The sequence below is a fragment of the Seohaeicola saemankumensis genome (genome assembly GCF_021021435.1).
Classification (GTDB): domain Bacteria; phylum Pseudomonadota; class Alphaproteobacteria; order Rhodobacterales; family Rhodobacteraceae; genus Seohaeicola.
In genome coordinates this window covers 255,925-274,788 of record NZ_JAINWI010000012.1, presented here as the reverse complement: position 1 = coordinate 274,788, position 18,864 = coordinate 255,925, and the positions used below count along the sequence as shown (strand labels likewise).

The 18,864-nt window shown below is 60.8% G+C and carries 16 protein-coding genes and 1 tRNA gene; 10 read left to right on the top strand and 7 right to left on the bottom strand.

Features of this window, described 5'->3' with window-relative positions; all coding sequences use genetic code 11:
* Window positions 1–350 precede the first annotated feature (350 nt).
* Complete coding sequence (locus K7H22_RS11205; RefSeq protein WP_230800898.1) at window positions 351–983, top strand: hypothetical protein; 633 nt, start codon at window positions 351–353, stop codon at window positions 981–983.
* Between the two features lie 227 nt (window positions 984–1,210).
* Here the strand turns inward: K7H22_RS11205 and K7H22_RS11200 are convergent.
* From K7H22_RS11200 to K7H22_RS11185, 4 genes are all read right to left on the bottom strand, one after another.
* Window positions 1,211–1,285: transfer RNA gene (locus tag K7H22_RS11200), tRNA-Glu, on the bottom strand.
* A 139-nt stretch (window positions 1,286–1,424) separates the two neighbouring features.
* The gene (gene recJ, locus K7H22_RS11195; RefSeq protein WP_230800897.1) at window positions 1,425–3,170 is read right to left on the bottom strand and encodes a single-stranded-DNA-specific exonuclease RecJ; all 1,746 of its coding nucleotides are present in this window, start codon (window positions 3,168–3,170) and stop codon (window positions 1,425–1,427) included.
* A gap of 103 nt (window positions 3,171–3,273) precedes the next feature.
* Window positions 3,274–4,560 carry a homoserine dehydrogenase gene (locus tag K7H22_RS11190; protein ID WP_230800896.1) on the bottom strand — a complete coding sequence of 429 codons (1,287 nt, stop codon included), beginning with the start codon at window positions 4,558–4,560 and terminating at the stop codon, window positions 3,274–3,276.
* A gap of 177 nt (window positions 4,561–4,737) precedes the next feature.
* On the bottom strand, window positions 4,738–5,100 hold the full coding sequence (locus tag K7H22_RS11185) for a hypothetical protein (RefSeq protein WP_230800895.1): 363 nt from the start codon (window positions 5,098–5,100) through the stop codon (window positions 4,738–4,740).
* Window positions 5,101–5,258: 158 nt separating this feature from the next.
* Here K7H22_RS11185 and K7H22_RS11180 point away from each other — a divergent pair, with 158 nt between their 5' ends.
* Together K7H22_RS11180 and K7H22_RS11175 are read left to right on the top strand one after the other, a co-directional pair.
* Complete coding sequence (locus K7H22_RS11180; RefSeq protein ID WP_230800894.1) at window positions 5,259–5,846, top strand: TetR/AcrR family transcriptional regulator; 588 nt, start codon at window positions 5,259–5,261, stop codon at window positions 5,844–5,846.
* Between the two features lie 97 nt (window positions 5,847–5,943).
* Window positions 5,944–6,417, top strand: a complete 474-nt coding sequence (locus K7H22_RS11175; protein ID WP_230800893.1) for a hypothetical protein — start codon at window positions 5,944–5,946, stop codon at window positions 6,415–6,417.
* A 39-nt stretch (window positions 6,418–6,456) separates the two neighbouring features.
* On the opposite strand, the gene K7H22_RS11170 is transcribed toward K7H22_RS11175, so the two are convergent.
* From K7H22_RS11170 to K7H22_RS11160, 3 genes are read right to left on the bottom strand one after another with little or no spacing between them, the layout of a single operon-like run.
* Complete coding sequence (locus K7H22_RS11170) at window positions 6,457–7,017, bottom strand: TadE/TadG family type IV pilus assembly protein (protein ID WP_230800892.1); 561 nt, start codon at window positions 7,015–7,017, stop codon at window positions 6,457–6,459.
* Window positions 7,014–7,580 (bottom strand): TadE/TadG family type IV pilus assembly protein, encoded by a 567-nt coding sequence (locus tag K7H22_RS11165; protein WP_230800891.1) that lies wholly within the window; start codon window positions 7,578–7,580, stop codon window positions 7,014–7,016. The genes K7H22_RS11170 and K7H22_RS11165 overlap by 4 nt, the downstream gene beginning before the upstream one ends.
* Window positions 7,577–9,337 carry a TadE/TadG family type IV pilus assembly protein gene (locus tag K7H22_RS11160; RefSeq protein WP_230800890.1) on the bottom strand — a complete coding sequence of 587 codons (1,761 nt, stop codon included), beginning with the start codon at window positions 9,335–9,337 and terminating at the stop codon, window positions 7,577–7,579. The genes K7H22_RS11165 and K7H22_RS11160 overlap by 4 nt, the downstream gene beginning before the upstream one ends.
* A 421-nt stretch (window positions 9,338–9,758) precedes the next feature.
* On the opposite strand from K7H22_RS11160, the gene K7H22_RS11155 reads away from it, so the two are divergent.
* The 7 genes from K7H22_RS11155 to dnaG all read left to right on the top strand — a co-directional run bounded on the left by K7H22_RS11155 (window position 9,759) and on the right by dnaG (window position 18,859).
* Entirely contained in the window at window positions 9,759–11,189 is a 1,431-nt protein-coding gene (locus K7H22_RS11155) for a Glu/Leu/Phe/Val family dehydrogenase (RefSeq protein ID WP_230800889.1), read from the top strand.
* A gap of 223 nt (window positions 11,190–11,412) precedes the next feature.
* Window positions 11,413–12,666 carry a sarcosine oxidase subunit beta family protein gene (locus K7H22_RS11150; protein ID WP_230800888.1) on the top strand — a complete coding sequence of 418 codons (1,254 nt, stop codon included), beginning with the start codon at window positions 11,413–11,415 and terminating at the stop codon, window positions 12,664–12,666.
* Window positions 12,667–12,699: 33 nt separating this feature from the next.
* On the top strand, window positions 12,700–12,972 hold the full coding sequence (locus K7H22_RS11145) for a sarcosine oxidase subunit delta (RefSeq protein WP_230800887.1): 273 nt from the start codon (window positions 12,700–12,702) through the stop codon (window positions 12,970–12,972).
* A complete protein-coding gene (locus tag K7H22_RS11140) occupies window positions 12,969–15,899 on the top strand; it encodes a sarcosine oxidase subunit alpha family protein (RefSeq protein WP_230800886.1) in 2,931 nt (976 codons plus the stop codon). The genes K7H22_RS11145 and K7H22_RS11140 overlap by 4 nt, the downstream gene beginning before the upstream one ends.
* Window positions 15,892–16,443 carry a sarcosine oxidase subunit gamma gene (locus K7H22_RS11135; protein ID WP_230800885.1) on the top strand — a complete coding sequence of 184 codons (552 nt, stop codon included), beginning with the start codon at window positions 15,892–15,894 and terminating at the stop codon, window positions 16,441–16,443. Before K7H22_RS11140 ends, K7H22_RS11135 begins: the two co-directional genes overlap by 8 nt.
* Window positions 16,444–16,491: 48 nt before the next feature.
* Window positions 16,492–16,818: a hypothetical protein gene (locus tag K7H22_RS11130; protein ID WP_230800884.1), complete on the top strand. Its 327-nt coding sequence runs from the start codon at window positions 16,492–16,494 to the stop codon at window positions 16,816–16,818.
* Between the two features lie 64 nt (window positions 16,819–16,882).
* A complete protein-coding gene (gene dnaG, locus K7H22_RS11125) occupies window positions 16,883–18,859 on the top strand; it encodes a DNA primase (protein WP_230800883.1) in 1,977 nt (658 codons plus the stop codon).
* Window positions 18,860–18,864: the final 5 nt, after the last annotated feature.

Here is an 18,864-nt window from a genome sequence, read left to right as displayed (position 1 = left end):
AACTCTCGGTATGAATGAGGGAGCTTCGGGGGGCAGGTCAAACCCGAGGCAGCCGCTGCGCTTACGTATCGTAACCTTCTCGACCTGACCGGTCAGGATCACGTCACGCCCGAGTTGGTTGCCGCGCTAAATGTTCTGACGACGTCTGAGTTTGCCATTTTAGATGCAGGTGGTTTTTTCATCGATGAGGAAGACGAGAGCCATGAACTGACGGCTGAAGAATTTGAAGCTGTTGTCCGAAGAAATTTTCTAATTCATCCCGATCTTGGGCAACCTGTCGAAGACGCGGCAACCAAAGTCTGTCCTTTCTTCTCGCTACGAGAAGGGGCGATTTCAAAGGGCGCGTCATAGTGGGACAGGAAATTACTGTAGATACGTTGCTGCTGCTACAAAGCGGTACGGCGCTTGAAGCCGCAAACAAGTACACCCTTGCCCAATCGCATGAGGCGAGGCTGGAGGCCGTAAGAACCGCATTAGACTACGCATGCAACGAACTGGAGATAAACAAGCATCTCAAGCAAGACCTTAGTGAAGATCAACTTACCATAGAGATTTGCCAGTTTCTGAGCGCGCTAGGGTTTCAGCCACGACATGACGAGCAAGTTGGCGGGCATTGTGACATCGTCATTCGCGGCAAAGACCTGTTTGTGTGGCTCGCTGAGGCAAAGTGGCACACACGATACGGATGGCTAGATCAAGGTTTCAAACAGCTTGCCACTAGGTACTCGACTGGCGTGCATGGCCAAGATCAGGGCGAAGTCGTCATCTACTGCAAAAACCGGGATGCCAAGGCTATGCTAGCCCGATGGCGCAAAGAACTCGGCGATAGAAACGAAGGCATAAGTACATTTGACGACCCTGCAGGCAACGAGCTTGCGTTTTGGTCGCAGCATCAACACGATGCTTCGGGCTTGCAGTTCCGAGTAAGACACAAGGTCGTTTCTCTGCACCATGAACCTGCGGACAAGAAAGAAGCCGCATAGCGGGTTCGATTTCTGCGAGTTCCAGCTGCTACTCACCTACTGGCAGCCGTTGAGAGTACCTTTGTTTCGGTTTTCCGTACGACAAAGGAGCCAACTGACACGGCATGCAACAGGATGAGACTGCCTGATACAGCAGATGTGCCGGCTACTCTATGATGGGCAAACTGATGGGAAGAGCGCCGTAGTGGCCGAAAAAGCATTTTTTATCAGTACTTTGTGGGAAAAATTGGCAGCCCGTAGGGGAATCGAACCCCTCTTTCCAGGTTGAAAACCTGGCGTCCTAACCGATAGACGAACGGGCCACTTGCTGACGTGACGCGTATCTAGGCAAAGGTGCTATCCGGCGCAAGCGGAAATTCGTGCCTTTTTGCAAAATAATTCGGATGCTGGCGTCCTCTGTCGGGAATGCTGCCAAGGGCGGTATTTCGCGTCGCCCAGCGGTCACTGCGCGGCGGGCGCGGCATCTTCGAGCCGGAGTTGCACGCTTTGCCGTCCGCCCCAGCGATTGATCTCCAGCCGTCCGGCCAGATGGAATCTGGCGCCGCCATGTGCTTCGAGCACGGGACCCAGATTCGTGTCATAGGCGCCAAAGCAGATTGCCTCGAGCCGCGTGCCCAGACCGTCGCCGAAGCCCAGTTTCAGGTGGCTGTCGCCGATCCGCTTGGCGAAATGAACCACCATATCGGCAAAGACAAAACGCGGGGCAGGGGCGCCTGCGCCAAAGGGGCCGGCGGTCTCGATCTGCTCGACCAGTTCGACGGTTGCTGCGGCGGGCATCAGCATACCATCCAGCCTCAGGTCGGCGGGACCGCCTTCGCCCGCGCCCTGACGCGCCAGCAGGTCGGTCAGACGCGCCATCGCAGGTTCCAGCTTGTCGCGTGCCACGGTCAGGCCCGCTGCCATCTTGTGCCCGCCGCCCTTGATCAGCAGACCTTCGGCGGCTACTCGCTGGATCGCGGCTCCCAGATCCACGCCCGCAACCGAGCGGCCAGAGCCTTTGCCCTCGTCACCGTCCAGCCCGATCACGACAGCAGGGCGGCCGGTGGCCTCTTTCAGGCGGGCCGCGACGATTCCCACGACGCCGGGATGCCAGCCCTCGCCCGCCGCCCAGACCAGTGGCGCCTCCAGCCCGCGGGTCTCGGCCTGTGCCAGTGCAGCAGCGCGCACCGCGGCCTCGATCTCGCGGCGCTCGGTATTGAGCTGGTCCAGACGTTCCGCCATGGCTTGCGCCTCGAACGGGTTGTCGCAGGCCAGCAAACGCGCGCCCAGATCGGCTTTGCCGATCCGGCCCCCCGCATTGACGCGTGGCCCCAGAAGGAAGCCCAGATGATAGGTCGAGGGCGGTCCGTCCATCCGCGCGACATCTGCCAGCGCCACCAGACCAGGTCTTTCGCGTCGGGCCATAACGCGCAGGCCTTGCCGCACAAGGGCGCGATTGACGCCGATCAGGGGGGCGACATCGGCGACGGTCGCCAGCGCCACCAGATCCAGCAGCGCCATCAGATCGGGGCCGCTGCGACCGGCCTCGCGCAGTTGCCGGTTGGCATCCACCAGCATCAGAAAAACTACGGCGGCGGCACAGAGATGGGCCAGATCGCCGCTTTCATCCTGCCGGTTGGGATTGACCACGGCCAGCGCGGGCGGCAGGGTTTCGGCCCCCAGATGGTGGTCCAGAACGATCACATCCGCGCCCTGCGCCGCGGAAATCGGCCCGTGCGACAGGGTTCCGCAATCGACACAGATGATCAGGGCGTGATCGCGTGCCAAGGCCGCCATGGCGGTGTCATTGGGGCCGTAGCCTTCGTCGATCCGGTCAGGGATATAGAGCGTGGCCGCAAGGCCAATCTGGCGCAACCAGAGAATCAACAGTGCCGCGGAACTGCCTCCATCCACATCATAATCCGCGAAAACCGCGATCCGTTCGCGTCCGTCCACCGCCTTGAGAAAACGCGCCGCGGCGGTTTCCATATCGCGCAGGCTGCGCGGATCGGGCAACAGGTCGCGTAGTTGCGGTTCCAGAAAACCCGCAGCCTCTTCGGGCTGGACGCCGCGTCTTGCCAGCACAAGACAAAGCGCGTCGGGCAGGCCCGTGCTCTGGGCAATCGCTTCGGCGTGACGGGTGATTTCGGTGGCTGGGCCGACCCAGCGGCGCCCGCCCAGCGATTGATCAACCCCCAGAAAGCTCATGCGCCTGCCTCTGCTTCTTCTTGCTCCAAATATCCAAGCACGGCGTATCCGTTACAGGGCGCGGTTGTGGTTCGCAGAACGCCCTGAGCGGATGCAGCCCTGCTCACACTGTCTCGATCCTAAGGGCCACGGGCGTATCCGTGACCACATCGGTTTCCGAGATCGCGACCAGCGCCTCGTCAAGGGCGGCGCGAGTGGTTTTGTGTGTCACGATCAGGACAGGCGCCTTGTCGTCCACGTGGTCATACTGCCGCATCCGGTGGATCGACACGCCTGCATTGCCCAGAATGGCCGCTACCTTGGCCAGGGCGCCCGGTTTGTCGCGCAGGCTCATCCGCAGGTAATAGGGCGCGGGCAGGACCGATTGCGCGCGCAGTGCGGTTGTCAGGCTCGCGGCCGGCTGGCCGAAAACAGGCAGGCGGAAACCGCGCGCGATATCGCAGACATCCCCCATCACGGCGCTGGCGGTCGGGCCTTCGCCCGCACCGGCTCCGCGCAGCACGATCTGGCCTACGGAATCACCCTCGATCACCACCATATTTGTGCCGCCGTCCAACTGACCCAGAGGGCTGGCTGCGGGCACAAGGCAGGGCGACATCCGCTGTTCCAGTCCACGTCCGGTCATCTGTGCTACGCCCAGGAGCTTGATCTTGTAGCCCATATCGGCGGCTTGCCGGATATCATCAAGGCTGATGCGCTGGATACCTTCCAACTCGATCCCCTCGAAATCGACACGGGTGCCGAACGCGATGGAGGCCAGCAGCGCCAGTTTGTGACCGGCATCAATGCCGCCGACATCCAGATTGGGGTCAGCCTCCAGATAGCCCAGCTTATGGGCTTCCTCGAACAGCGTGTTATAGCCTTGGCCTGTGGCTTCCATCCGCGTCAGGATATAGTTGCAGGTGCCGTTCATCACGCCCATGACGCGGCTGATCCGGTTGCCAGCCAGTCCCTCGGTCAGCGCCTTGATCACCGGAATGCCGCCCGCGACAGCCGCCTCGAAACGGATGACGCTGCCGGCGGCTTCGGCGGCTTCGGCCAAGGCTTGCCCGTGGATCGCCAGCATCGCCTTGTTGGCGGTCACCACATCCTTGTTTGCGGCAATGGCGGCTTCGGTCGCGGCCTTGGCGGGGCCGTCCGAACCGCCCATCAATTCCACGAACACATCCACATCGTCGCGGGTGGCCAGCGCGACCGGATCGTCTTCCCATGCGAATTTCGACAGAGAGACACCGCGATCCTTGTCGCGCGTCCGCGCCGAGATGGCCGAGATCGTGATCTCGCGTCCCGTCCGCGCGGCAAGAAGTGCTGCTTGCTGCTTGATGATCTTCACGACACCGATGCCGACAGTGCCCAATCCGGCAATGCCTAGGCGCAGGGGTTGGGTCATCGGTGCCTCCGTAAAATGCTGTGATCATGGGCGATGTATCGGGTTCGGATCAGCCTTGCAACGCCGTGCCTGTGGTTTAGTCCTGATCGCTTGGCGGAGTGGCGCGCGCGGTGTCTTTTGCAACTGCGGGTTTTGGGTTCTGTGCCGCTGGATGGCTCCCTATTGTCCGCCAAGTGCTCAGTCGTCTGTCAGGGTCACACCGCGTTGCATGCGGTCGCGCGTGTCGTCGTCCATGCCCGCAGCGCGCAGGCCATCGGCGCGACTGTTCAAGGCGGCGATCCTGTCCTCCAGCGTGTCCTTGGTGTCGGGTTGCAGGTTTTCCGGCTCAACCCCCGCCAGCAAGGTCTCGACCGGCACCAGCTTGGGAAAAGTCTGATTTTCCTCGGCTTGGGTCAGTCTGTCACCCATTTCAGGAAAATGGGTGCAGGCTGCCATGCCAAATCCGCTTGCCAGTAAAACAGCGGTGAGTATGACCCGTCCGCCATGCTGCGCGCGGGGCTTGGTCGAGTATGGCATCAGGTCAGGGTTGGCAGCGGGCATGATCAGCAGTCACTTTCGAGGGCTATCTTGTCATGCAACAGCCGCGCCCGCAGCGCAAGCGGCGAGGGTGCGCGACCGGCTGACACCCTGTGACGACAGGTGAACGTATCTGACAGGGAAGTCTTTGATCTGAACGGATGTTCAGTTATGAAGGTAGTATGGCACGTACCGCAGGTTCTCATTCCGATATTACCGGCCCGCGCGTCGCCCAGACAGCGCTGCGCCTGTTCGCGCGCCATGGCTACGCGGCCGTATCCATGCGTCAGATCGCGGCCGAGGTTGGCGTGCAGGCGGGCGCACTCTATAACTACACTGCTGACAAGCAAAGCCTGCTATTTGATCTCATGCGTGGGCATATGGACGAACTGCTTGACGCACGTGCCGCTGTCCCGATGCTGCAAGACCCCGTGGCGCGGCTTGAGGGTTTCACGCGGTTCCATATCCATTTCCATCTGGAACGGCTTGATGCGGTCTTTGTCTCCTACATGGAGTTGCGCAACCTCTCGCCCGAGAATTTTGCCGTGATCGAAGGGCTGCGCCGCCGCTACGAGGACGAGTTGGAAGCGATTTTGCGCGATGGTGTGCAACAGGGTCTGTTTGGCGTCGCGGATACCAAGATCACAACACTGGCCGTGATTGCGATGCTGACAGGGGTGACCACATGGTACCGGGCACAAGGCCGTCTGACCGTGCCCGAGGTGGAATCGATCTATTGGGACATGATCCGCAAGACCGTTTCAGCATAGGCAGTCGTTCAAATACTCTCGCGTCGCGGAATGAACCCCGCTAGGGAGAGGGGCAAGGATCAGGGCGCGCAGCCCGCTCAGCAGCAATGGACAGGATATGCAGCAAGAGATTTTGGCCACTGTTTCCGCCTCGGCCCCACGGCGGATGATGGGAATTGTCGTTTTGGCGTTGCTGGGTGGTCTGCTGGTCTATGCTGGATTGATGCAGCCCCCCGGCACTTTCGGCTGGCAGGTCATTTTGCTGGCCGCAGGCGTGGTGACGCTGGTGCTGACCGAAAGAATGCGCCGCGCAAGCGTTGCCTCGCTGGAACTGACGCGCGACGAATTGCGCGACAGCGACGGGCGCGTTCTGGCGCGGCTGGACCAGATCCAAAGCGTCAATCGCGGGATGTTCGCGTTCAAACCGTCTAACGGTTTTGTTCTGGTGACAACCGCACCGCAAGACCGGCACTGGAGCCCGGGCCTGTGGTGGCGCATCGGGCGGCGTGTGGGTGTTGGTGGTGTCACGCCACCGGCCCAGACGAAGTTTATGGCCGAGACGATCCAGACACTTCTGACCAAACAACGCTAGTGTCGTCTGGACTGTCTGGTTTGGCGTCGTGATCCGGTCTTAGCTTTCGAACTTCACCTGCGGCGCAAAGCGCGGGCGGGTGAAGACGAAGTTATATAGATCCTGACGGTCGATGCCCACATTGAAGGGCGGGTTATAATCGGCCCATGTCTCGACCAAGATCAGACGCTCGTTGTCCGGCACTGCGGGAAGGCGGTCCTGCATTGTCTGAACATCGGCATTGCTAAGGACTGCGACGCCGCCCCGTTCTTGCGACCAATCGCGGTAGAATTTTTGTTGTCCGGCGTTGTAATAGACAACCGTGACACGCATGCGCGACGGTGTCGCCGTGCGGGCCAGTTCATTGAACAGGTTGCGCGCGCCATCCAGATAAGCGGGCGTGATCGGTTCCACCTCGCGCGAGAGCATGTCGCTGATCGTATAGGCTGCCTTTACGTTCAGGCTGCTCTGGCGGTAGGCGTCGAAAAATACAAGCATCGACAGCAGGGCCCAGAACAGCAGCGGGAACATGATCAAGGCTTCGACAGTCAACGATCCGCGCGTGTCGCGTGCGAACCGCCGCAACCTCTGCATCACTTTGGCACAGGATGAAAATGTCATGTCGGCTCCTGAACGAATGCTGTGGCTGTGACCATGGCTTTATAGCCGTTCACACTGGTTTCCTTGAGGTCGCGACCCAGTCCCGACAAGGGGAAAATCGGTTCGAACATGGCGCAGATCCGCAGCAGGATCATCTCGTTCTCCATCCCGTTGGTGAAGGTGCGGACGGGCTGCACCTCCTCGGAATGGTCGATGCAGTCGTAATCGGCAGGCGGGGACTGCCAATTGCGCAGGTCCATACGGATCATTTCGAGTTTGATGTTGTTTTGACAATCCGGAATGACGCCTGCGCGTTCGCAGATCGTATCGCGGATCTGCGCGTATTGCGGCGCTGTTCCGGTGCCAAGGCGTATGTCGCGCACGGTCAGATCCACCGCGCGGTCCAGCATGGTGTGGCGCATGGTGATGAAACCCAACTCGACCGCCGAGACCAGCAGGAAGACAAACATCGGAAAGAGAATAACAAACTCGATCGTGGCATTGCCCTCGTCCCGCTGCGCCCTGCGCCACAGGCGCAAAGCCCATCCACGCCGACCGCTTTTTGTGCTTTTTGACCCCGTCATTGTGTCAGCCTCAATTTGCGGATGGATGTGGCGATGGATGCAAACGCGCTCTTGATTTCGAGACCGTCCACGTCGAAGGCATGGCTGACCGAGCTGGCGCAATCGCGCAGCAGACTTTTACCGACAGTCGGGGCCTCGAAGGCAATCGTGTAGATCACGACACCCTCGTCCTTGACCTTGCCGCACAGGTTCTTGAGGCGGGTATTCATCATCGACACTTCATGCGGGCCGGAACCGATGACTGTGCCCTCGCGAGTCCGGAGTGTATCAATCCAGCTGGAGAGGGAGCCGCCAAGGGCGCGGCGATAGAGCTGGTTCGCAACCCATTGTACGCGCAACTGTTGCCAGACTTGCGGCCAGTCAAGGCGCACGGCGTTGCCGTTGGACAGTGTTGTCGTACAGGTTTGGCTCCACCACCGGCCTGTGCAGGTTTGGGTTACAGACCCACCCCAGGGAACCTGGCTCCAGGTGTCGTTATGGGGCACCCAGTACTTGTTGTCGCCAGATTTGCTGGCGTGGTAGATCGAATACCGGTCATCCGAGCTGTTGCGGAACACTGTGGACGGACCAGAGCGGAAGCCGTCATTGACGTATTCATTGGGCCAATGCTCACCATCCGTCATCAGCACCATGATCTTGAGCACTTCGGGATCGCCGTAGTCCAAGGGGCGGCCCGAGAAGGGGGCGATCACCTTGCCCTCCGCGACCAGTTCGGTCACGACGCCACGGGCACTTGGGTCCAGCAATGCCGCACCCCAGCGCATACCTGCGTCGATCGAGGTAGCACCAATGGGTTGCAGTGTCTGGATGTGACCTTTCAGATGGCCCACGTTGTTGCTGTGCACGCGAATGCGGTTGGCCGAATTGGGGTCACACCAGCGGTTCGAGGAAGAGGGCGTCATACTCGACGTGTCATAGCTGTTGCTGCTATTGGAAGAGTTGTACGTATCGGCAAACACATGCTGCGGCATGGTCAGCGAGCGTGACAGCGCCGCCGTGGTATAGACCGATGTCGGCAAGTCGACGCAATAGCTCTGGTTGTGCCGGTCCGTTACGGCGTATTTCGAAATCAGATCAGGCCCGACATTGACCTGTCCGTTATAGGGGATGATGGACATCGACACTTTGTCTTCGGCGCTGTTCTCGAAAATCGCGTCAATGAAATCGTATGCGGCAGTACGCAGGTTCCCGATGCGACCGTTGCTGCCCATCGAGCCCGAGATATCGAGCACTAGCGAGATTTCCACGGCGTCCACGCGTTCTTCGGCGGCGCCCGCAGCAGGGGCGCTCATCGTGTCGACACCGAACATATGGACAAGTTGCGTCTTGATGGATTTGCTGGCTGTCGCGCTCACGGCACGATACCCCAGACCTTCCGTTACAGTCACGCTGCCGACAGAACCCTCAAGGCCGGATTTGGTGAAATAGTCGTTCACAACAGCCGAGGGATTAAGGCTCTGGTCGATATCGGCCGCGGCCAGAACAGCGCGGTCCAACGTGCTTTGTAGCTTGGAACGCTCCATCTCGAAGCGCATCAGGTCGACACCAAGCGCGCCGAGAAAAACGATGATGAGAAACATGAAGACCGAAAAGATCACGATTGCCCCGTCTTCGTCACGGCGGAAATGCGACAGTTTCAGCCAGCGGAAGGCGCGGCCCGAGACCGTCCTTTGACGGCTCTGGCCGTGGGCACATGTCGCTGTCCGTGACGCCGCAGTCGTGATGGCGCTTTGGACCGTTTTTGAAATACCGGTCATAGTGTGAACCTCGAATCAAATCGCCCTGCAAATGTTCAGGGCAAACCCGCAAGCTATCTTCGGATATCTAGAAATGCCCTTAGACTATGGCTGAATTTTGTCCTCTAGGCAAAATTTGTTCGTTTTTTTACATGAGTTTGGGGTACATTCTTGCTGCTTTTCCGTGGATTGTTCCTTGCGCAGAAACAGCGTGTCAAAGTTGAGGCGGCCTCGGATTTTCAATATTCGCCATTAAGACGATCTTGGTCGGAAGATATCTAAAGTTGAGTGCTGCGAAATGAGTCGCCGGTGCTGCGGCAAGCTGGCGAATAGATAAAAAGGTGCACAAAGTTTGGGCAACTGTTAACTCTTGTTCTACTCGGTGGTGCGACAAGCTTTGCACAGGTCGTCCCGCCCGCGACGGAACAGGAAGGAACACATTATGGCTGAACCGAATGAAACCAGTTTCCGCGAAAGCGTCGATCTCATGTTCAACCGCGCCGTGGCGCTAATGGACCTCTCGCCGGGGCTCGAGGAAAAGATCCGCGTGTGCAATTCTACCTACACCGTGCGTTTTGGCGTCAGACTGCGTGGAACGATCCACACCTTTACCGGATACAGGTCTGTTCATTCCGAACATATGGAACCCGTCAAGGGCGGTATCCGCTATGCGATGGGCGTCAACCAGGACGAGGTCGAGGCGCTGGCTGCGCTGATGACCTATAAATGCGCGCTTGTCGAAGCGCCTTTCGGTGGCTCCAAGGGCGGCTTGCGGATCGACCCGCGCGCCTATGACGAACATGAGCTTGAATTGATCACGCGTCGTTTCGCCTATGAGTTGATCAAGCGCGATCTAATCGACCCGGCGCAGAATGTGCCAGCCCCTGACATGGGCACGAGCGAACGGGAAATGGCTTGGATTGCGGATCAATATGCCCGCATGAACACCACCGATATCAACGCGCGCGCCTGTGTGACAGGCAAGCCGTTGAACGCGGGCGGTATCGCGGGGCGGGTCGAGGCGACGGGACGCGGTGTGCAATATGCGCTGCGCGAATTCTTCCGCCATCCCGAGGATGTGAAAGCAGCAGGGCTCAGCGGCGATCTGGATGGCAAACGTGTGATCGTTCAGGGCCTTGGCAACGTGGGTTATCACGCCGCGAGTTTCCTGCGCGCCGAGGACGGGTGCAGGATCACCGGGATCATCGAACGCGATGGCGCGCTGTTCAATCCGGACGGGCTGGATGTAGATGCTGTGCGCGACTGGATTGCGAAACACGGGGGTGTCAAAGGTTTTCCGGATGCCGGCCATATCGCCCACGGGGCGGATGTTCTGGAGGAGGAATGCGATATCCTGATCCCCGCGGCCCTTGAGGGGGTGATCAACCGCAGCAATGCCAGCCGGATCAAGGCGCCTCTGATTATCGAAGCAGCGAACGGTCCGGTGACTGCGGCTGCCGATGATATCCTGCGGGAGAAAGGCACAGTGATCATTCCGGACATGTATGCCAATGCAGGCGGTGTCACGGTGTCCTATTTCGAATGGGTCAAGAACCTGAGCCATATCCGCTTTGGCCGGATGCAGCGCCGCGCCGAGGAAGCGCGCACATTGATGCTGGTCAATGAACTGGAGCGGTTGAGCAGCGACAAGGGACTTGGCTGGACCTTGTCGCCGGGATTCAAGGACAAGTATCTGCGCGGCGCCGACGAGTTGGAACTTGTGCGCTCGGGGCTGGATGACACGATGCGGATCGCCTACCAGTCGATGCGCGCGGTCTGGCATGCGCGCGAAGACGTCAAGGATTTGCGGACGGCCGCCTATATCGTGTCGATCAGCAAAGTAGCTGCAAGTTATCAGGCCAAGGGGATCTGACAGAAGCACGCGCTTGTCCGTCTTGCAGACGTCCGCGCTGCGACGGGACGCGCAGACGCCCGCAGGGCGGACAAGCAGAATTGGAGACGCGGCGATCGTCAGAGAAATACGACGATCTATGTCGCGAACGGGCAAGGCTTTTGCGATTGCCTGTTGAAGACTCGGCTGTGAACCGATTGACTGCCGCGCAAGGCGGGCGTCCGGAGCACAGGGGACAGGCAAAATGCGCTTTTCGGGCCTTCGGGTTTTCAAGGAAGGTTCGACCGGCAACCGTGGCTGGGCGCCGCATTGGCGCGACCCTGCGCCGAAATCCGACTATGACATCATCATCATCGGCGGCGGAGGGCACGGCTTGTCCACGGCCTATTATCTTGCACGCGAACACGGGCTGACCAATGTCGCCGTGCTGGAAAAGGGCTATATCGGCGGCGGCAATGTCGGGCGCAACACCACCATCGTGCGCGCCAACTATTTCCTGCAGGGCAATTCGGAATTCTACTCGCATTCGCTCAAGCTCTGGGAAGGGCTTGAGGATGACCTGAATTATAATGTCATGCACTCGCAACGCGGGTTGATCAACCTGTTCCATTCCGACGGGCAACGCGATGCCTTTGCACGGCGCGGCAATGCGATGATCAATCAGGGCGATGACGCCGTGTTGCTGGACCGCGAAGGCGTGCGGAAATATCTGCCTTACCTTGATTTCGACAATACCCGCTTTCCAATTTTTGGTGGTCTGTTGCATCCGCGGGGCGGCACGGCGCGCCATGATGCGGTGGCATGGGGCTATGCGCGCGGTGCCGACCAACGCGGCGTCGATCTGATCCAGAACTGCGAGGTGACGGGGATCGATATCGAGAACGGCGTGGTCAAAGGCGTGCAGACCACGCGCGGCGCGATCCGCGCCAAGAAGGTCGGCATTGTCGTTGCAGGCCGTTCGGGTCAGGTGGCGGCCATGGCGGGGATGCGCCTGCCCATTGAGAGCCATGTCCTGCAGGCTTTCGTGACCGAAGGGGTCAAGCCGGTGATCGACCATGTTGTCAGTTTCGGCATGGGGCATTTTTATATCAGCCAGTCCGACAAGGGCGGTCTGGTGTTCGGCGGCGATCTGGATTTCTACGCCTCCTATGCCAGCAGGGGCAATCTGCCGATGGTCGAGCATGTGATGGAGGCAGGGATGACCCTGATGCCGATGATCGGCAAGGCACGCGTGCTGCGGTCATGGGGCGGGATCATGGATATGACGCCCGATGGCAGCCCGATCATCGACAAAACTCATATCGACGGGCTCTATCTTGATTGCGGCTGGTGCTATGGCGGGTTCAAGGCGGTGCCGGGATCGGGTTTTTCCTTTGCTCATCTGATCGCCACCGATGGCCATCACGCGCCCGCGGCTCGGTTCCGGCTGGACCGGTTCCGCACAGGGCGCGGGCTGATGGATGAAGAAGGCACGGGATCGCAACACAACCTGCATTAAGGGCAAGAACCGCCCATCTGGAACGGAGCAAGCATGAGGATCACCTGCCCCATCTGCGGTGAGAGAGACCGGCGCGAGTTTACCTATCAGGGTGATGCGGTCGCCCTGCGCCGTCCTGCTGTCGATGACATGCCCGAAGATTGGGACGCCTATCTGCATCTGCGCGACAACCCTGCCGGTGTGACGCGCGATCTGTGGTATCACGAGGCGGGTTGCGCTGCGTGGCTGGTGGTGACACGCGACACCGTTACCCATGCCGTACTGGATGCGGATTTGGTCAGCCGTCACCCGGGCGGTGCCGCATGAGGCTGGGCAAGGGGGGGCAGATCGACCGCAGTCAGCGGATCGGCTTCAGTTTCGACGGGCACCGCTATGAGGGATTTGCGGGGGATACGTTGGCCTCGGCTTTACTGGCGCATGATATCCGGCTGGTCGCAAGGTCGTTCAAATATCACCGGCCGCGCGGGGTTCTGACGGCAGGCTCGGAAGAGCCCAACGCGCTTGTCACGGTCGGGCGGGGCGGCACGCAAGAGCCGAATATCCGCGCCACGGTGCTGGAACTGTCCGAAGGGCTGGCGGCGCGGTCGCAAAACGCATGGCCCTCTCTCGAGATGGACCTGCTGGCGATGAACGATCTTGCAGCCCCTTTTCTGGCGGCGGGGTTTTATTACAAGACCTTCATGTGGCCACGTGCCTTCTGGGAACGCGTCTACGAACCGTTGATCCGGCGCGCTGCAGGGCTTGGTGCGCTGTCGGGCCAAAGCAATACCGACCGCTACGAGCGGGCCTTTGCCTATTGCGATCTGCTGGTGATCGGCGCGGGGCCTGCGGGTCTGATGGCAGCGCAGGTGGCGGCAAGGTCGGGCGCGGATGTGATCCTGTGCGACGAGGATACGCGCACCGGCGGACGGCTGAATGCCGAAACGTTTGAGGTGGATGGCAAGCCCGGCAGTGATTGGGCTGCCTTGGTGACGGCTGAACTGGCCGCCATGCCCAATGTGCGGATCATGACCCGCACGACCGTGACGGGGGCCTATGACCAAGGCACCTTTGCCGCGCTGGAAAAGCTGGCCCCCGAAGTGGCCGCGCGCCCCAATACCCCGCGCGAGGCGTTCTGGCGCATCGTGGCACGTCGCGCTGTGCTGGCCGCGGGGGCGCTGGAACGGCCAGTCGCGTTCCAGAACAACGACCGTCCGGGCGTGATGATGGCAGGGTCCGTGCGCGCCTATGTCAACCGCTGGGCGGTCAGCCCCGGAAGGGCGGTCACGGTTTTTGGCAATCATGACGGTGCCCATCGCACCGCCGCCGATCTGATGGCGGCAGGCGTACATGTCGCTGCGCTGATCGACAGTCGCCCCGATGCGGTGACTGATCTGGACGTGCCTTTCTACAAGGGCGCGCAGGTCTGTGACGCGCAGGGGCGCAAAGGGCTGGAATCCATCAGCATCGCCACCACCTCGGGGATCGAGAAGATGCGCACCGATTGTCTGGCCATGTCCGGCGGCTGGAACCCGACCGTGCATCTGACCTGCCACATGAATGGTCGCCCGACATGGAATGCAGATCTGGCCAGTTTCGTGCCGACGCCCGACGCGGTTCCGGGGCTTGTTGCGGCAGGGGCCTGCAACGGTACCATGTCGACGCATGGTTGTCTGGCGGAAGGCGCGCGTATCGCTGCGGCAGCACTGGGTGATCTGGGCTTCAAGGTGCCGGACATGGCGCTGCCGCAAGCCGAGGATGCGCCTTACGCTATCGCGCCGCTTTGGGCTGTGCCGGGCAAGGGGCGCGCATGGCTGGATTTCCAGAACGATGTGACGGTCAAGGATATCAAGCAAGCAGCGATCGAGAATTTCCGCTCGGTCGAACATATGAAGCGCTACACGACCCAAGGTATGGCGACGGATCAGGGCAAGAACTCCAACGTGGCGGCTTTGGCGGTGCTGGCCGATGCAACCGGGCGGGGGATTCCCGAAACCGGTACCACGACCTTCCGCCCGCCCTATAGTCCGGTCAGTATCGCGGCGATGGGGGCGGGTGCGCAGGGCGCGGGCTTTGCGCCGCAGCGCTTCACCACCAGCCACGCGGCCAGTGTGGCGGCAGGTGCCCCGGTGGTCGAGGCGGGGCTGTGGTATCGCCCCAGCTATTTTCCCCGCAAGGGCGAGACCACGTGGCGGCAATCCTGCGACCGCGAAGTCACTATGGTCCGCAATGCCGTGGGGATCTGCGATGTCTCCACGTTGGGCAAGATCGACATCAAAGGTCCGGGCGCAGGGGCGCTGCTGGATTTCGTCTATACCAACATGTTTTCGACCCTGCCGGTGGGACGTGTGCGCTATGGTCTGATGCTGCGCGAGGATGGGCATGTCATGGATGACGGCACCACCGCGCGGCTGGGGCCGGATCATTTCGTGATGACCACAACCACCGCTGCTGCGGGGGCGGTGATGCGGCATCTGGAGTTTGTGCACCAGGGCCTGCGGCCCGATCTGGATGTCAGCCAGTGCTCGGTGACCGAGCATTGGGCGCAATTCGCCGTCGCGGGGCCGAAGTCGCGCGATCTGCTGAACGGGTTGCTGGATGCCCCTGTGGATGATGCCCGCCTGCCATTCATGGCTTGCGGCGACGTGGCCGTGCAGGGGATCGCGGCGCGGCTGTTCCGCATCTCTTTCTCGGGTGAGCAAGCCTATGAAATTGCCATTCCCGCGCGCTATGGCGACAGCCTGTTCCGTCTGCTAATTGCACGTGCCGAGGCGCTGGGCGGGGGGGGCTACGGGATGGAGGCGCTGAATGTCTTGCGGATCGAAAAAGGTTTCCTGACCCATGCCGAAATGGACGGGCGTACAACGGCCTTCGATCTGGGGCTGGAGCGTATGATCTCGGCCAGGAAGGATTGCATCGGCAAGGCGGCTGCCGCTCGACCTGGACTGGTCGATCCCGACCGACCGCAACTGGTGGGAATCAAGCCGATCGGAGCGGTCAAACAACTGACAGCAGGCGCGCATCTGTTCGAAAAGGACGCAGAAGTGACGCGCGAGAATTCGCAGGGGCATGTCACCTCGGTCGGGTTCTCGCCAACGCTAGGGGTCTTTCTCGGGTTGGCATTCCTGAAACAGGGGCGCGCGCGGCATGGCGAGGTGGTACGCCTTGTCGATCACCTGCGCGGGATCGAGACCCTGTGCGAAGTGTCCGATCCGGTCTTTTTCGATCCAGACGGAGGGCGCGCCCGTGGCTGATCCTGCTGCCGTTTTGAAACCACTCAGCCCTTTTGCGGGGCTTCTGCCGTCAACTGTTGGCAATATAACCCTGTCTGGGGTCCATGCTGGCCATCTGACGCTTCTGGCACCCTTGAGGGGCAAGGATCTTGCTGCGGCGCTCAAATCCGCGCATGGCATGGCACTGCCCGCGGCAGGGCGCAGCACCGGCAAGGATGGTGCGCGGGCTATCTGGTTCGGGCACGCCCATATCCTGCTGATGGGGCCGGTCCCCGATCCCAGTCTCGCCGCGCATGCAGCCGTGACGGATATCAGCGATGGCTGGGCCGTCGCGCGTCTGGAAGGGGCAGGGGCTGCCGATGTGCTGGCGCGTCTTGTGCCGATTGATTTGCGGGCGGGGCATTTCAAACGCGGCCACACCGCGCGCACCGAATTGGCGCATATGCATGCCTCGATCACGCGGCTGGGCGAGACGGCTTTCCAGATCATGGTCTTCCGCTCGATGGCGCGGACAATGTCACATGATCTTGTAACCGCGATGGAGGGGGTTGCAGCCCGCGCATGACGCTGCCATTTAATGCATCGTTAAGTATTCAACTGAAAGAACACAATTATGATGCGCGCCATTGTCCTGTCGACCCTTACCCTGACGGGCTTTGCTTTGGGGGCAACATCGGCCAGTGCCGAAACCGACGCCGAACGCGCGGCGCGCTGCACCGGACAGGCGCAGATCGTCTCAAGCGCTGTCGCGCTGCGCAGCGGCGGCGCAGACCAGAACGGCGCTCTGGCACGGCTTGAGGGCAGCGACAGCGGCATTGATCCGAAATACGCGCCGTCGATCTCGGTTCTGGTGGGCTGGATCTATTCGCTTCCCGCCGATCAGATGACCGCCGAGACAGCCGCAGCATTCGAAACGCAATGCCTTGGCTACAAGCCCTGATATCCACAGATGATCCACCAGCCGGCCATGGCTTTGCCTGACCGATGGGCCTATATTGTCCGGCATGAGCCTGCCACCCGGATTCCTTGACGAACTACGCACACGCGTCAGCCTGTCTCAGGTTGTGGGGCGCAAGGTCATGTGGGACATGCGCAAGTCCAATCAGGGCAAGGGCGACATGTGGGCGCCATGCCCTTTCCATCAGGAAAAAAGCGCGTCTTTCCATGTGGATGACCGAAAAGGCTTCTATTATTGCTTTGGCTGTCATGCCAAGGGCGACGCCGTAACCTTCGTGAAGGAGACCGAGAATGTCGGCTTCATGGAAGCGGTCGAGATTCTGGCGCGCGAGGCCGGTATGCAGATGCCCGTCCGCGATCCGCAAGCCCAGCAAAAGGCCGACAGGCGCACGCAACTGGCCGAGGTGATGGAGCAGGCGGCGCAGTTCTTTGTCTTGCAACTGCGCACCGGACAGGCGGGGGCGGCGCGGGACTATCTAGCCAAACGCGGACTCAAGCCCGCTGCGCTGGAACGGTTCGGGATCGGATTTGCGCCCGATGGCTGGCAAGGGCTATGGGATCATCTGACCGGCAAGGGCGTCAGCGAGGATCTGATCCTTGATGCGGGATTGGCTAAAGCCTCGACCAAGGGCAAGAAGCCCTTTGATGTATTTCGCAACCGGATCATGTTTCCGATCCGCGATGTGCGCGGGCGCTGTATCGCCTTCGGCGGGCGGGCGATGGACCCCCATGACAACGCGAAATACCTGAATTCGCCCGATACGGAACTATTCGACAAGGGGCGCACGCTTTACAACCACGCACCGGCTCGCGAAGCGGCGGGCAAGGGCAAGCCGCTGATCGTGGCCGAAGGCTATATGGACGTGATCGCCCTGTCGGAGGCCGGGTTTGCCGCCGCAGTAGCCCCTCTGGGCACGGCCGTGACCGATACACAGTTGCAACTGATGTGGCGTATCACACCCGAACCTGTCATCGCGCTGGACGGTGACCGCGCCGGATTTAACGCAGCCCTGCGCGTGATTGATCTGGCTTTGCCACTGTTGGAGGCGGGACAGTCCTTGCGTTTCGCAATGATGCCCGAGGGCAAAGACCCCGATGATCTGATCCGCGCAGGCGGTGCCGGTGCCATGCAGTCGCTGCTGGATCAGGCGCTGCCGATGGTGGATCTGCTCTGGCGGCGCGAGACAGAAGGGCAGGTTTTCGACAGCCCCGAACGCCGCGCCATGCTGGACAAATCCCTGCGTGCCAAGATCAAGCTGATCAAGGACCCCTCGATCCGCGCCCATTATGGCGAGGCGATCAAGGAAATGCGGTGGGAGCTGTTCGGCACAAGGCGCAAGGCCACCGCTTTGGATCGCGCAAAGGCGGCATGGACCCCCGGTGGTCCGCGCTGGCAGGCCCCTGTTGTGCCGCAATCCAGCACGAAATCCTCGTTTCTGGCTCAGGCCGGTGACGCCGTCGGGGACCAGCTGCGCGAGGCGGTCATTCTGGCCACTTTGATCTGCACCCCTTCCGTGATCGAGGAATTCGAGGGCGAGATCGAGCGGATGGAATGCCTTGCCGCAGGTCACGCCGCGCTGCGCGATGCATTGTTGCGACTGACGGCACAGCAGGCGCATGACGATCAGTCCCTGCAGGCGGCTCTGGCCCAAGAGTTGGGGGGCGAGGCCCTTGAAAGCCTCTTTGCGCTTCCCCATGTCCGTATCGTGCCCCCTGTCCGCCAGCCGGGTAATACCGAAATGGCGCGGATGACGGTGGCAGAGGAATTGGCCAAGCTGACCTGTCAGCGGGGCCTGATCTCGGAAATCGCCGAGGCGGAGGAGGATCTTGAGGGCTTGGCCGATGAGGCGGTGACGTGGCGCCTGAGCCAGGCAGCCGAAGCCAATAATCGGGCTGTTCGCAGCCAGCACGAGGACCAGACCGAATACGATACCGGCCCCAATGGCGCGCGAATCAATCGTAGCGAACGCAGCGCGCTTGATGCTTTAATGGACAAGATTACCTTTACCAAACGCGATCGATAGAGGTT

Excerpts from the sequence above, each read along its gene's own strand:
- K7H22_RS11190 (WP_230800896.1), bottom strand. The coding sequence starts at position 4,560 with ATGACCCAACCCCTGCGCCTAGGCATTGCCGGATTGGGCACTGTCGGC.
- K7H22_RS11165 (WP_230800891.1), bottom strand. The coding sequence starts at position 7,580 with ATGACGGGGTCAAAAAGCACAAAAAGCGGTCGGCGTGGATGGGCTTTG.
- K7H22_RS11130 (WP_230800884.1), top strand. The coding sequence starts at position 16,492 with ATGATGCGCGCCATTGTCCTGTCGACCCTTACCCTGACGGGCTTTGCT.
- recJ (WP_230800897.1), bottom strand. The coding sequence starts at position 3,170 with ATGAGCTTTCTGGGGGTTGATCAATCGCTGGGCGGGCGCCGCTGGGTC.
- K7H22_RS11150 (WP_230800888.1), top strand. The coding sequence starts at position 11,413 with ATGCGCTTTTCGGGCCTTCGGGTTTTCAAGGAAGGTTCGACCGGCAAC.
- K7H22_RS11155 (WP_230800889.1), top strand. The coding sequence starts at position 9,759 with ATGGCTGAACCGAATGAAACCAGTTTCCGCGAAAGCGTCGATCTCATG.
- K7H22_RS11180 (WP_230800894.1), top strand. The coding sequence starts at position 5,259 with ATGGCACGTACCGCAGGTTCTCATTCCGATATTACCGGCCCGCGCGTC.
- dnaG (WP_230800883.1), top strand. The coding sequence starts at position 16,883 with ATGAGCCTGCCACCCGGATTCCTTGACGAACTACGCACACGCGTCAGC.
- K7H22_RS11175 (WP_230800893.1), top strand. The coding sequence starts at position 5,944 with ATGCAGCAAGAGATTTTGGCCACTGTTTCCGCCTCGGCCCCACGGCGG.
- K7H22_RS11145 (WP_230800887.1), top strand. The coding sequence starts at position 12,700 with ATGAGGATCACCTGCCCCATCTGCGGTGAGAGAGACCGGCGCGAGTTT.
- K7H22_RS11140 (WP_230800886.1), top strand. The coding sequence starts at position 12,969 with ATGAGGCTGGGCAAGGGGGGGCAGATCGACCGCAGTCAGCGGATCGGC.
- K7H22_RS11160 (WP_230800890.1), bottom strand. The coding sequence starts at position 9,337 with ATGACCGGTATTTCAAAAACGGTCCAAAGCGCCATCACGACTGCGGCG.
- K7H22_RS11170 (WP_230800892.1), bottom strand. The coding sequence starts at position 7,017 with ATGACATTTTCATCCTGTGCCAAAGTGATGCAGAGGTTGCGGCGGTTC.
- K7H22_RS11185 (WP_230800895.1), bottom strand. The coding sequence starts at position 5,100 with ATGCCCGCTGCCAACCCTGACCTGATGCCATACTCGACCAAGCCCCGC.